The organism is Pseudoduganella lutea (assembly GCF_004209755.1).
Taxonomy (GTDB): Bacteria; Pseudomonadota; Gammaproteobacteria; order Burkholderiales; family Burkholderiaceae_D; genus Rugamonas; species Rugamonas lutea.
This window is the reverse complement of sequence record NZ_CP035913.1, coordinates 3,586,130-3,599,603: the sequence shown is the minus strand read 5'-3', so window position 1 is coordinate 3,599,603 and position 13,474 is coordinate 3,586,130. Positions and strand designations below refer to the sequence as shown.

The 13,474-nt window shown below is 66.1% G+C and carries 8 protein-coding genes; 4 read left to right on the top strand and 4 right to left on the bottom strand.

Features of this window, described 5'->3' with window-relative positions; translation table 11 throughout:
• Nucleotides 1–132: 132 nt before the first annotated feature.
• The gene (locus EWM63_RS15215; RefSeq protein ID WP_130187286.1) at nt 133–2,406 is read right to left on the bottom strand and encodes an LPS-assembly protein LptD; all 2,274 of its coding nucleotides are present in this window, start codon (nt 2,404–2,406) and stop codon (nt 133–135) included.
• A gap of 115 nt (nt 2,407–2,521) precedes the next feature.
• On the opposite strand from EWM63_RS15215, the gene EWM63_RS15210 reads away from it, so the two are divergent.
• From EWM63_RS15210 to EWM63_RS15195, 4 genes are read left to right on the top strand one after another with little or no spacing between them, the layout of a single operon-like run.
• Nucleotides 2,522–3,571, top strand: coding sequence for an aminoglycoside phosphotransferase family protein (locus EWM63_RS15210; protein ID WP_130187285.1), 1,050 nt, complete (start codon nt 2,522–2,524; stop codon nt 3,569–3,571).
• A 7-nt stretch (nt 3,572–3,578) separates the two neighbouring features.
• Complete coding sequence (gene murU / locus EWM63_RS15205; protein WP_130187284.1) at nt 3,579–4,295, top strand: N-acetylmuramate alpha-1-phosphate uridylyltransferase MurU; 717 nt, start codon at nt 3,579–3,581, stop codon at nt 4,293–4,295.
• The gene (gene pepP, locus EWM63_RS15200) at nt 4,292–5,638 is read left to right on the top strand and encodes a Xaa-Pro aminopeptidase (protein WP_130187283.1); all 1,347 of its coding nucleotides are present in this window, start codon (nt 4,292–4,294) and stop codon (nt 5,636–5,638) included. The genes murU and pepP overlap by 4 nt, the downstream gene beginning before the upstream one ends.
• A complete protein-coding gene (locus tag EWM63_RS15195; RefSeq protein WP_130187282.1) occupies nt 5,635–6,774 on the top strand; it encodes an FAD-dependent monooxygenase in 1,140 nt (379 codons plus the stop codon). The genes pepP and EWM63_RS15195 overlap by 4 nt, the downstream gene beginning before the upstream one ends.
• Nucleotides 6,775–6,849: 75 nt before the next feature.
• On the opposite strand, the gene EWM63_RS15190 is transcribed toward EWM63_RS15195, so the two are convergent.
• Genes EWM63_RS15190 through EWM63_RS15180 form a run of 3 tightly spaced genes read right to left on the bottom strand, consistent with a single transcriptional unit; the run spans nt 6,850 to nt 13,416 of the window.
• Nucleotides 6,850–8,154 (bottom strand): sugar MFS transporter, encoded by a 1,305-nt coding sequence (locus EWM63_RS15190; RefSeq protein ID WP_130187281.1) that lies wholly within the window; start codon nt 8,152–8,154, stop codon nt 6,850–6,852.
• 36 nt (nt 8,155–8,190) lie between these two features.
• A complete protein-coding gene (locus tag EWM63_RS15185) occupies nt 8,191–10,662 on the bottom strand; it encodes a glycoside hydrolase family 3 protein (protein ID WP_130187280.1) in 2,472 nt (823 codons plus the stop codon).
• 27 nt (nt 10,663–10,689) lie between these two features.
• Nucleotides 10,690–13,416: a TonB-dependent receptor gene (locus EWM63_RS15180; protein WP_130187279.1), complete on the bottom strand. Its 2,727-nt coding sequence runs from the start codon at nt 13,414–13,416 to the stop codon at nt 10,690–10,692.
• Between the last annotated feature and the right edge of the window lie 58 nt (nt 13,417–13,474).

The window sequence follows — 13,474 nt, the reverse complement described above, 5'->3', positions numbered from 1 at the left end:
GGAAAATGATGAAGGATAGCAGGTGCGCGGCGCGGAAAGTGTAACAGCAAGTGACGACGGTCCACAGGTTGCCGTCAGCGGCCCCTAGGCCGCCGGCAGTGACGCTCGCGTCGCCGCCGGCGGCACCAGCCCTCAGCGGCGATATCCCGCGTTGAGCTGCTGGTAACCCGGAATGCTGTTCTTCAGCACTTCCAGCGGGTTGCCGATGCCGAACTTGGACAGGCCGTTCAGCTCGAGCTGGAAGAACACCTGTGTCGACGTTTTATTGGTGGTCGTCACGAAGCGCTGCGCGCCCATGCGGAACACCCAGCAGTCGCAGTTGTACTCGAGGCCGATCAGGCTTTCCAGGATGCGGTGGTCCTGCAGCGAGTAGCTCATGCGCCCCACGCCGAACCAGCGGTCCGAGATCGGCCACTGCGTGGAAAAGTCCACGTTCTTGAAGCTGTCGCGCAGGAAGCGGTAGCCGGCGTTGAACACCTTGCGCTGGCCCGGCTGGAACTGCACGTTCAGGTTCGAGCTGACCACGCGCTTGTCGCCCTGGTTGTACTGCACCGCGCTGTCCACGCCCCACGACTCGGAAATGCGGCCGGTGGCCGCCAGCAGCAGGTCGGAGCGGCCGGTGCTGACCGGTTCCGAGTTCGTCAGTTGCACGCGCTGGTCGTTGAAGTAGAAGCGCTGGCCGAATGCCAGGCGCAGGCGTTCGGCGCCGGATTCCTCGAGGAAGCGCGACACGATCGCCGCCGTCACCTGGTTCGCATCGCCCACGCGGTCCGAACCCACGAAGCGGTTCTCGGAGAACAGCTGGGTGAAGTTGAACGTGGCATCGGCCGTGTCGAACACGGGAATGTCGGTCTGGTCGCGGTAAGGCGTGTACACGTAGAACAGGCGCGGTTCCAGCGTCTGCGTGACGGCACGGCCGAACAGCTTGGTGCTACGCTCGAATTCCAGGCCCGAATCCAGCGAGAACGTGGGAATCGCCTTCGTGACCGAACGGCTTTCCTCGGTGCCGAACCTGTCGAGCTGGTAGGCGCTCGCATTGAGCATCAGCTTCGGCGTGATGAAGTAGCTCGGACTGATGATCGGGTAGCTGATCTGCGGCTGCACCACGATCCGGTCGCCGTTGATCCTGGCGTCGTTGACGCAGGCGGTGCCGCCGATGTTGGCACCGGGGCAGATCGTCTCGGTCGCGTAGTGGAAACGGGTCGCCTCGGCGTCCACCGACCAGTCGAAGCCGCCGATGTCATATTGGCCGGCGTGGAAGTTCACGGCCGGCAGGCGGTCGTACGGGCGCGGCGTGACCGTCGTCGTATCCGGATCCTGCAGCACCTGGTACTTCTGCACGCGCGCCGTCAGGCTCCAGATCTCGCCACGGTAGTCGGTGCGCGCTTCCTTCAGCAGCTGGCGCTCGGCGCTGCCGGCCACCGTTTTCGAGAAATCGGTCGGATAATCCTCGTCCGACGCGGCGCGCACGTTCCAGCCATACGACCAGTCCTTGGCCAGCGCCTGCGAGTGCGAGGACTGGATCTGCCAGCGGTCGATGCCCTTTTCCTTGTCGTTGTGCAGGTACTCGATCCACGTGCGGCCTTCATAGCTGCCGGCCGCCGTCTCGCCGATGTAGCGCCCCACTGCCCCCATCTGCAGGCCGCGCCGGCTGATGTAGTGCGGCGAGACGGTCAGGTCCCGGTTAGGTGCGATATTGAAGTAATACGGCACCGTCAGTTCGGCACCGCCGCGCGACGAGAAGCCCGGCACCGCCGGCAGCCAGCCGGAGCGGCGCGCGCCGGACAGCGAGAAGGAAATGCCCGGCGTGCCGATCAGCGGCACGTCCTTGAAATAGACGACGGTACCGCCGGCCACGCCCACGTCGCGGCCCTGGTCCAGGGTCAGCGTGCTCGATCGCACGTACCAGTCCGGGTTCGGCCCTTCGCAGGTGCTGTAGGTGCCGTTGACAACCTTGGCCCGGTCTTCGGAAAGAAAGTCGATGCGCTGCGCCTTGCCCTGCGCATTGTTCAATTCCAGCTTGTAGGTGGGCTGCAGCATGTAGCCCACGCCGGTCTCGGTGTTGATCTTGAACTCGTCGGCCGTGTAGTAATCGCCGAAGCGCCACAGGCGCACGTTGCTCTGTGCTTCCAGCTCGGATTCCACCTGGCGGTAACAGGCGGCATCGGCCGTCACGCGCATCTTGTCCTGCACCACTTCCACGTCGCGGGTGAGGATCAGTTCCCGCTCGGGCCGCCCGCTGATTTCCTCCGCGCGGATCGTGACCGGCGCATCCGGATCGTCGGCACGGGGCGCACCCGCGCCGGTACCGTTCTGGGTCTGGGCATGGGTCGGTGCCGCGCAGGCGGCGATCAGGGCGGAGATGGCATACGCCCAACGTTTCTTGAAGGGTGGGGCCAGGCTCATGGAAGGGAGGATACGCGAAGCACTATAAAGAACACCATGCAGGCGATTTTTTGATTTGAATCCCTTATTATATGGGATTCCTTTGTCAACATCCGGTTTGCTCGGGCTGTCCCTCATGTCTTTATTGCACACTTTATCTTCCGACGGCGACGCGCGCCTGCTTCAATTGAAAACCTGGCTGCAGGGCCTGGGCATCGTGGACGCCGCCTCGGCGCGCCCCGCGTCGGCCGACGCCAGCTTCCGCCGCTACTTCCGGGTCGACGTATTGCCGGCCGCCCAGGCACAATACGGTGCCACCCTGGTGGCCATGGACGCGCCACCGGAGCGCGAGAATACCGCAGCGTTCGTGAAGGTGGACGCACTGCTGGCCGAAGCCGGCGTTTCCGTTCCCGCGATCCATGCGCAGGACCTGGAACAGGGCTTCCTGCTGCTGTCCGACCTGGGCACCACCACCTACCTGCAGGCACTGAACCACGACAATGCCGCCACGCTGTATGCCGAGGCCCTGTCCGCGCTCGTCAACATCCAGCTGCGCAGCCAGCCCGGCGTGCTGCCCGAGTTCGACCGCGCCTTCATGCAGCGCGAACTCGACATCTTCCCCGAGTGGTACATCGGCAAGCATCTCGCCACCACGCTCACCGATGCCCAGTCGGCCGAACTGCAAAAGGTGTTCGACCACATCATCGCCACGTGCATGGCGCAGCCGCAGGTGTTCATGCACCGCGACTTCCATTCGCGCAACCTGATGTGGATGGACGAGAAGAATCCCGGCATCCTCGATTTCCAGGATGCCGTCTACGGCCCCATCACCTACGATGCGGCCTCGCTGCTGCGCGATGCCTACGTGTCGTGGGACGAGGAACTGGTGCTGGACTGGATCATCCGCTACTGGCAGCACGCGAAAGCCGCCGGCCTGCCCGTCAACAAGGATTTCGACGCGTTCTACAAGGATTTCGAGTACATGGCCCTGCAGCGCCACCTGAAGATCCTCGGCCTGTTCTGCCGCCTGAACTATCGCGACGGCAAGCCGCTGTACCTGGGCGACCTGCCCACGGTGATGGAGTACGTGCGCCGCACGGCCAACCGCTACCGCGAGCTCAAGCCCCTGGTCAAGTTGCTCGATGCGCTGGAAAACCGCCAGCCCGCCGTCGGCTACACGTTCTGAGGTCGCCATGAAAGCCATGATCTTCGCCGCCGGCCGCGGCGAGCGTATGCGCCCGCTGACGGACACCTGCCCCAAGCCGCTGCTGAAGGTGCGCGGCCGGCCGCTGATCGAGTGGCACGTGCTGAACCTGGTGCGCGCGGGCATCACGGAGATCGTCATCAACCATGCGCACCTCGGCCACATGATCGAGGTGCACCTGGGCGATGGCGGCCGCTTCGGCGCCACGATCCGCTACTCGGCCGAGAAAGAGGCGCTGGAAACGGCGGGCGGCATCGCCAACGCCCGGCACCTGCTGGGCGAGGAACCGTTCCTGGCGATCTCCGGCGACATCTATTGCCCGCACTTCGATTTCAGCGAAGTAAAGGATGTCCTGCACGACAAGGACCTGTGGGGCAATGCCCACCCGGTCGAGCAGCGCGACATCGCCTGGATCTGGCTCGTGAAAAACCCGTCGTTCCACCCGAAGGGCGACTTCGGCCTGAACCTGTACACCGTGTCCAATACCGGCGACCCGATGTGGACGTTCGCGAACATCGGCGTCTATCGTGCCGAAATGTTCGACGGCATCCAGCCTGGCGAGCGCGCCGCCCTGGGACCGCTGCTGCGTGAATTTGCCGCCAAGGGCCAGCTGGGCGGCGAAGTCTACGAAGGCGACTGGGACAACGTGGGCACGCCCGCGCAGCTCGAGCAACTGAACGCGCCCTTTGGAGCGAAGCTGTCATGAACGCCGCTGTCACGTCATTCTCCGCACGCCGTACCGCCCTACTTGCGCGCATGGAGCCGGGCAGCGTGGCGTTCCTGGCGACGGCGCCGGAAAGCGTGCGCAATGGCGACAGCGAATATCCGTACCGCCACGACAGCAGCTTTTATTACCTGACGGGTTTCCCGGAACCGGAAAGCGCGCTTGTGCTGGTGGCCGCGAACGGCGAGCAGCCGGCGCGCGCCATCCTGTTCTGCCGCGAGAAGAACGCGGAACGCGAAATCTGGGATGGCCTGCGCCACGGTCCGGAAGCGGCGCAGGCCGGATTCGGCGTCGATGCCGCATATCCGGTCGGCCTGCTCGATGAAAAGATGGCGGAGCTGCTGGCCGGCGCCCCCGTCCTGTACTGCCGCCTGGCTCGCGACGAGGAACTGGACCAGCAGTTGCGCCGCTGGTTCAACGCCGTGCGGGCCAAGGGCCGCACCGGCATCACGGCGCCACCGGCGCTGCGCGACCTCATGCCGCTGGTCGAGGAAATGCGCGTCGTCAAGGATGCCGGCGAACAGGCCACCATGCTGCGCGCCGGGCAGATCTCGGCGGCGGCGCACCGTCGCGCGATGCGGGCCGCGCGGGCCGGCATGTTCGAATACGAGCTGGAAGCGGAACTGCTGTACGAGTTTCGCAAGAGCGGCGCGCAATTCCCGGCCTACACGCCGATCGTCGCTTCCGGCGCGAACAGCTGCATCCTGCACTACAACACCAATGCCCGGCAAACGCACGACGGCGACCTGGTGCTGATCGATGCCGGCTGCGAACTCGATGGCTACGCATCCGACATCACGCGCACCTTCCCCGTCAACGGCCGCTTCACGGCGCCGCAGCGGGAACTGTACGAGATCGTGCTGGCCGCGCAGGCGGCCGCGTTCGAGGCGATCCGGCCGGGGAACACGTTCCATGCGGCACACGACGCCGCCGTGCGCGTGCTGGCGCAAGGCATGCTCGATACGGGCCTGCTGAACCGCGATACGGCGGGCAGCCTGGACGATGTGATCGCCAATAAAGCCTACACGGCGTTCTACATGCACGGCACCAGCCACTGGCTGGGCATGGACGTGCACGACACGGGCGCCTACCGCATCACCGAACACCCGGACAAGCCATCGCGCCCGTTGGCCGAAGGCATGGTGCTGACGGTGGAACCGGGCATCTACGTGCGCCCTGGCGCCGGCGCGCCGGAGCAGTACTGGAACATCGGCATCCGCATCGAGGATGACGTGGTCGTTGCCGGCGGCGCACCGCGCGTGCTGACGGACGACGTGCCGAGTACCGTGGACGACATCGAACGGCTGATGGCGGAGGAACGATGAACGACAACATCGAAACTGACTACAGCGTCGCCATTTGCGGCGCCGGCCCGGCCGGCATGGCGCTGGCCGCCCTGCTCGTGCAACGCGGCATGGCACCCGCACGCATCGCGCTGATCGACGCAAAGCCGCTGGACGCCGCGCGCGACGACCCGCGCACGCTGGCGCTCTCGTGGGGCAGCCGCCAGATCCTCGACCAGGTCGGCGCCTGGCCGGTGCCCGCCACCGACATCCATGAAATCCACGTATCGCGCAAGGGCGCGTTCGGCCGCAGCATGATCACGCGCGACGAGCACCGCGTGCCGGCGCTGGGCTACGTGACACGCTACGGCGATCTCGTGACCGTGCTGGCCGGCGTGACCGAACGCCTCGGCATCGCCTCGCTGCGACCCGCGCGCGTCACCGGGCTGGAGGAAACCGCCAGCGCCGTGCGGCTCACGCTGGACGATGGCCGGACATTGTCGGCCGCGATCGCCGTGCAGGCCGAGGGCGGCCTGTTCGGCGCGCAAACGGACAAGCACACCACGCGCGACTACGGCCAGACGGCGATCATCGCCCAGGTGGAAGCCAGCGCCCCGATCGCGCACCGTGCCTATGAACGCTTCACGGACGAAGGCCCGCTGGCGATGCTGCCGCAGGGCGATGGCTATTCGATGGTCTGGTGCGTGCGGCCGGAAACCGCGCAGGAACTGCTGTCGCTGGCCGATGCCGCCTTCCTGGCGCGGCTGAACGCCACGTTCGGCGAACGGCTGGGCCGCTTCACGCACGCCACGCGCCGCCTCGCGTTCCCGCTCGGCCTGAACGCCGGCGTGGCCGGCACGGCGCGCACCACCGCGATCGGCAACGCGGCGCAAACGCTGCACCCCGTGGCGGGCCAGGGCCTGAACCTTGGCCTGCGCGACGCCACCGTGCTGGCCCGGCTGCTGGCGCGCGACGCCACGACCGACACCCTCGCCGAATTCGCCACGCTGCGCCGGCAGGACCGCGACGTTACCGTGCGGCTGACGGACACGATGGCCCGCATCTTCGCCAACACGTCGCCACTGCAGCCGGCGCTCGGCCTGTCGCTGGCCGCCATCGACCTGCTCAGCCCCGCGCGCTCCGTGCTGGCCCAGCTGATGATGTACGGCCGCCGCTGACAGAATCAACCCCAACGGCAGATGCCGGGGTCAGACCCGCCGGGTCTGACCCCAGTGTTACGCTTCCGGGTTACCTTATTGACGGTGCAGGTTCGCGTACTTCATGCCGAAGTACAGGATGAACGCATAGCAGGCCGCCGGCACCACGAACGACAGCTGTACGCCCATCGCATCGGCCAGTGCGCCCTGTGCGAAGGGCACGAGCGCGCCGCCGACGATCGCCATGCACAGCAGGCCGGAGGCCTGGCCGGTCTGCTTGCCCAACCCGTGCAGCGCCATGCTGAAGATCGTCGGGAACATGATCGAGTTGCACAGCCCCACGGCGAGGATGGCATACATCGCGACCTTGCCGCCGCCGAGCACGGCGATGGCGATCAGCGCGATGCTGGCGGCGGCGTTGAACGCCAGCGCCTTGCCGGGGCTGACCTTGCGCATCACGGCGAAGCCGATGAAGCGGCCCACCATGGCGCCGCCCCAGTACAGGCTCACGTAGTGCGCCGCCTGCGCGGCCGTCATGCCGCCGATCTTCGGGTCTTCCAGGAAGTTGATCAGGAAGCTGCCGATCGACACCTCGCCACCCACGTACAGGAAGATGCCGAGTGTGCCGAGCATCAGGTGCCTGTGCGCGAACAGGTCGCGGAAGCGGCCGTGCTGCGTGTCGCCGGCAGCCGCATCGGCCGAAGTGTCGACGATCTTCGGCAGCCGCGCCATGGCGAATAGCACTGCCAGCAGCAGCAGCGCGCCAGCCAGCACGAGATACGGCCCTTGCACGCTGGCCGCTTCCTGGGCGCGGTACGCCAGCTGTTCGGCAGCCGGCAGCGCCGCGAGCTGCTCCGCGCCCAGCATGCCGCCGGACAGGATCAGCATGCCGCCCAGCAGCGGCGCCACCGTGGTTCCCAGCGAGTTGAACGCCTGCGTCAGCGTCAGGCGGCTGGACGCCGTGCGCGGGTCGCCCAGCACCGTCACGTAGGGATTCGCGGCCACCTGCAGCACCGTGATACCGCCGGCCAGGATGAAGAACGCGAACAGGAACACGCCATAGCCGGACGTTGCGGCCGGATAGAACAGCGCGCAGCCGATGGCCGCCACGACGAGGCCTGCCACGGCGCCACGCTGGTAGCCGAGCCGGCGGATCAGCATCCCGGCCGGCACGGAAACGAGCAGGTAGGCGCCGAAGAAGCAGAACTGCACCAGCATCGCCTGCACATAGGTCAGTGTGTAGACCGCCTTCAGGTGGGGGATCAGCACGTCGTTCATCGACGTCAGCAGGCCCCACATGAAGAACAGGATCGTGACGATGACCAGCGGCCCCGTATTGTTGCCGGCGGCGTTCGCGCCGCCGGTGTCGGGCGCGAGCGCCGCCTGGGAATGATGTTGCATGTCAGCTCCTTCGGGTGTTCCCTTTGAAAAGGGCGTCTATTTTACGCAAGCCACGGCATCCGCGTCGGCACCCGCGCCGCCGATGACCTGGATGTTGGTGAACGCCGCAACCAGCCCGCCCTGCGCCGTCACCCGGAACGGCGTGTCCACCTTCGCCAGGTCGGCCCCCTTGAAGCACGCCAGCGGGATCTTGACGGTCTTCTTGCCCTGCCCCGCCAGCCGCGTGAACTCGGCGCCGAGATTGACCGACGCGGTGCCGACCGCCACCTGCACCGGCCCCTGCGGCGCGGCCGTGACGATTGTGTCGAACACCAGCGCGCCATCCTTCGTCGCGTAGGCCGGCAGCGCGCGGGGCGCGGCGGCGCGGGCTTCGAGGGTGCCCGGCCCGGTCCACGTCACTTTCCTGGCATCCTGCTGCGTGTTCACCTGGGCGACTTCCACCTTCAGCGTCGGCAGCGTGTGCGTCATGTTCAGGTCCGCGCCCAATGCCTTGCGTTCGCCGCCGCCTTGCACGTAAAGGGGGAACGTGGCGCGGTCGGACTGGTTGAAGACGGGGAACGCATTGGTCTTGCCGCACGGCGCCGTGCTGGCGTCGACCGGCAGCCGGCCCACCTTCTTCGCCTTGCCGTATTCGAGGCCGTAGCCGTAGGCGAACAGCGGCGCATAGTTCCTGTCGCCCACGTTCAGCGGCGCCTGGCACGGGCTCTTCGGCCACGAGAACGACAGCTTGCCGGAGAATGGCGCGTTGACCTTGCCGTCGGCGCCGCGCAGCAGCACGTCCGCCACGCCCTTGCCCTCGGAGCCCGGCAGCCACGCGGCCACGAAGCTGTCCGACAAATTGAGCAGGTCGTTCGCATACAGCGGCCGGCCGGTGACGAACACGGTCACCACCGGCTTGCCCTTGCCGGCCACCGCCTTGAGCACGGCCAAGTCTTCCGGGTAGCGGCCACTGTGGCGCAGGTTGCCGGCCGGGCCGATGTCGCCATCGCCTTCCGCATAAGGCCCTTCGCCGATCACGGCCACCACCACGTCGTAGTCGGCCACGTTCACGCCGGCCGCGTCGGCGCTGAACGTGACGTTCGGCGCCGCTTCCTTCAGGCCGGCCAGGATCGTGTCGCCGTTCGGGAAATCGCTGTTTTTGTTGTCCGTGCCCTGCCACGTCAGCGTCCAGCCCCCGCTCTGGTTGGCCATGTTGTCGGCGCTCTTGCCCACCACGAGGATCTTCCTGTCGCGGGCCAGCGGCAGCACGTTGCCATCGTTCTTCAGCAGCACCAGCGATTCCTGCACCAGCTTGCGGGCCAGCTCGCGCGCCTGCATCGATTCCATCTTGCCGGCATGGCTTGAGGCGGAAGGCTTTTGCAGGTTGGCGCGCAGTTTTACTCGCAGGATGCGGGTCACCGCGTCATCGATGCGCGCCATCGGGATCGTGCCATCTTTCACCTGCTGCACGGTATTGGCGATGAAGCTCTTCCAGTCGTCCGGCACCATCACCATGTCGATGCCGGCATTGATCGCCTGCGGGCAGCTGTCGTTGCGGCAGCCCGGCACTTCGGCGATGCCGTTCCAGTCGGTGACGACAAAGCCGTCGAAGCCCATCCTGGTCTTCAGCACATCCGTCAGCAGCTCCTTGTTGCCGTGCATCTTGCCGTAGGTTTTCCCGGCCGCGACATCGGTCCAGCTGTTGTAGGAGGCCATCACCGTTTGCGCGCCGGCTTCCAGCGCCGGGTAGTAACCGGCCATGTGGATGTTCATCATCTCGGACTTCGTCGACTGGTTGACGCCGCGGTCCTTGCCCTGGTCGGTACCGCCATCGCCCACGTAGTGCTTGGCGGTGGCGACGACATCGGCGTCATCCTTCAGCGAGCCTTGCAAGCCCTTCACATACTCGCCGGCATAGTCGGCGACGATCTTCGGATCTTCCGAGAAGCTTTCGTAGGTGCGGCCCCACCGGTCATCGCGCACGACCGCCAGCGTGGGTGCGAACACCCAGTTGATGCCCGTGGCACGCACGGCCTTGCCGACCGCCGCGGCCATCTCGCCCACGCGCTTCGCATCGCGCGCGGCGCCCAGGCCGATGTTATGGGGGAACAGCGTGGCGCCCAGCACGTTGCTGTTGCCGTGCATCGCATCGATGCCCCAGATGACGGGAACCTTGTGCTTCATGTCGGTCGACATCGACGCGTCGTAGAACGCATCGGCCAGTTTCACCCAGTCGGCCGGCGTGGCGTACTTGCTGCCCTTCGGCCAGCTGCCGCCACCGTTCAGCACGGACCCGAGGTAGTACTTGCGCACGTCCTCCGGTTTCGTGGTCTTGATCTCGGATTGCGTCATCTGGCCGACCTTCTGTTCCAGCGTCATGCCGGCCACGATTTCCTTTACCCGCGCTTCCAGCTGCGCGTCGGGCGCCACGGCGCTTTTCAGCTGCGGCCAGTCGGTCAGTTGGGCGGCCATGGCATTGAAGGCCAGCAGCTGCGCCGCGGCAGCCAGCAAGGTCAAACGTCGTTTCATCGGATCTCCGTATCGTTCTTCAAAAAATCAAAGCTTGTAGTTCAGGCCAAGCAGCATCTGCCGGCCATACGTGGTGTAGCGTTCCGGCGCATAGGCGCCGCTGGCGAACGGGTCGCCCTGGCGGGTCTGGTAGGGTTCGTTGTTCAGGTTATTCACCTGAAGCAGGAAGGACAGGCCCTTGTAGGGGCCCTGCTCGATTGCGTAGCCGAGCTGGAAGTCGATCTGCTTTTCGGCCAGGATCTCACTGAACGACCGTTGCGCGAACAAGCCGGTGACTTCGCCGCGGTAGGCGGAACGGTAGCGCTGGCTCACGCGCGTCGAGAAACCGTGCTTTTCGTAGTACAGCGTGATGTTGCGCACCACGCCGGACAGGCCGGGCAGCTTTTCCTTCGTACCCGGGCCGTTCGGGTGGATCGAGCTTTCCGTGCCCGACACGCTGGCGATCAGCCCGATGCCATCGAGCGGGTCCCAGAACATGCCGCCTTCCAGCGAACCGGAAAGTTCCACGCCGCGCACCATGCCGCCGTTGCCGTTGGCCGGCCGGTTCAGCGTGCCGATGTTCGTGATCGGTTCCACGGTGGACGGGTTCGGGAAGCCCGTGAAATCATGCGCCGTCTGCTGGTTGTAGATATACGTCTTCAGTTTCTTGTAGAAGTAGGCGCCGGCAATGTAGCTGCGCTTGCCGAAGTATTTTTCCATCGACAGGTCGTAGGAATTGGCGCGCCACGGTTCCAGTTGCGGATTGCCGCCGCTGCCGCTCCACTCGAACGTGGTCTGGCTGACGCCGCCGGCCACGCCGGCGCGCATGTCCGACATCTGCGGCCGCGCCAGTGTCTTCGCGGCGCCGAAGCGCACGGTCCACGCATCGCTCCAGCGGCCCAGGTCGAAGATCAGGTTCATGCTGGGCAGGTAGTCCGTGTAGCTGGCGCCGCCGCTGATCTCCTTGAGCTGCCCGCCCACGACGGCAACGCCGCGCGATTCCTGGTTCACGTGCACGGCCTGCACGCCGACATTGCCGCGCAGCGGCACCGGCCCCAGGTCCGTATCGATGCCGACCCTGGCAAAGCCGGTCGACGTTTTCTCGGTCACGCCCCAGTCCTGCAGGGCCTGGTCGTCCGGCCGTGCCGGCTGCTGGTCGTAGTACTTCGCCAGCACGCCCATCACGTCGTAGCTGATCACGGCGGGAATGCCGCCGAACGCCAGCGACGTCGACGGCCGCAGCAGCTCTTGCGACACGAAGGCCGGCGCACGGCCATTCTTCAGGAAGTAGTAGTGGTTCGTGTCGCCGTGTTCCTTTTCCCGCTTGCTGAAGTAAAGGCCGCCTTCCACATAGCGCAGCAAGCCTTCCAGGTCGCGCTTCGCGCCCAGTTTCAGTGCGCCCAGCTTGTCCTCCACGCGCGGCTGGTGCAGGTCCGCATCCTTGCCCCAGCCGCCCACGTCCGCCAGCCGCATCAGGTTCGCGTTCGTGAAGTCGACGGATGGCGTGAACACGGGCAGCCCCGCGCCGACGGGGATGCTGAACCCGAAATTGTTGTCGGTGATGCCCGAGTTGGCCGGACCAAGGCCCGCGTACGTTTCCAGCACCTGCTCGCGGCGCTTCGCGTGCGAGTACGACAGATCGCCCTCGAACGACCACTGGTCCAGCTTGTACTTGTTGTTCCAGCCGAAGGCGGCCAGCTTGTCCTTGCGTTCGTTGTAGTCGTTGCGCAGGATCGGTTCCAGGTTCACCAGCGTGCCGCCGGTCAGCAGCCGCGTACCGCCGATGGTGTCGATGACGGGATCGCGGTAGGCGATATTGCTCCACTGGTGCGAGTTCCACATGGCGCCGCGCATCGTGGTCTTCTGGTCGAACTGCGAGTAGTACAGGTCCAGCGCGGAACGGAAGTTCCGGTCCGGCCTGTATTCCAGCACGGCCATCAGGCCATCGCGCACCATCTCGCGCGACGTGGCCGTGACCTCGGCGCCTTTCAGCGCGATCACGTCCTGGTTGGCCGGCCCCAGGTTGTTCTCGGCGCCCCACCACCACGACTTGTACTCCTTCTGCTGGCCCGGCGCATCGAGGTGCGCGAAGCCGACGGCCACGCCCACCGTATTGCCGAGGAACTGGTCGACGTAGGAAATCGACAGGCGCCCGCCGCGGTCCGATACGCCTTCGTTGAGCTTGCCGTTCGAGTTCTTTTCGGCGCGCACGTTGATGGCGATCGTGCGGCCCGGCATGTCCAGCGGGCGCACCGTCTGCAGGTCCACCGTGCCGGACAGGCCCTGCCCCATCAGCGACACGTCCGGCGTCTTGTACACGGTGACGCCGTTGATCAGCTCCGACGGATACTGGTCATACTCGGCGCCGCGGTTGTTGCTGGTGGAGACCTGCTCGCGGCCATTGAGCAGCGTGCCGGAAAAGTCCGGCGCCAGGCCGCGGATCGAGATCACCTGCGCACGGCCTTCCACACGCTGGGCGGTGAGGCCGGCCAGCCGGGCGATCGACTCGGCAATCGACATGTCCGGCAGCTTGCCGATGTCTTCCGCCGTCACGGCTTCGACGATCGAATCGGCATCGCGCTTGATGGCGATCGAGTTCTCGATGCTGCGGCGCATGCCGGTCACGATCACTGACGGCACCACGGCCTCCGCCGCAGTGTCGGCTGCTGCGGTGGATTCGGCCTGCTGGGCCCCTGCGCCGGTGGCGAACAGCAGTGCCGCTGCCGCGGCGATCGGTGTCAGGCAGAGCGCCTGCCGTTGCGGGAAGTGTGTCATCTCATCGTCTCCATTGTGTTATCGGCCGGTCGGCCGTGCGGCCTTCGGAATTGGTTTA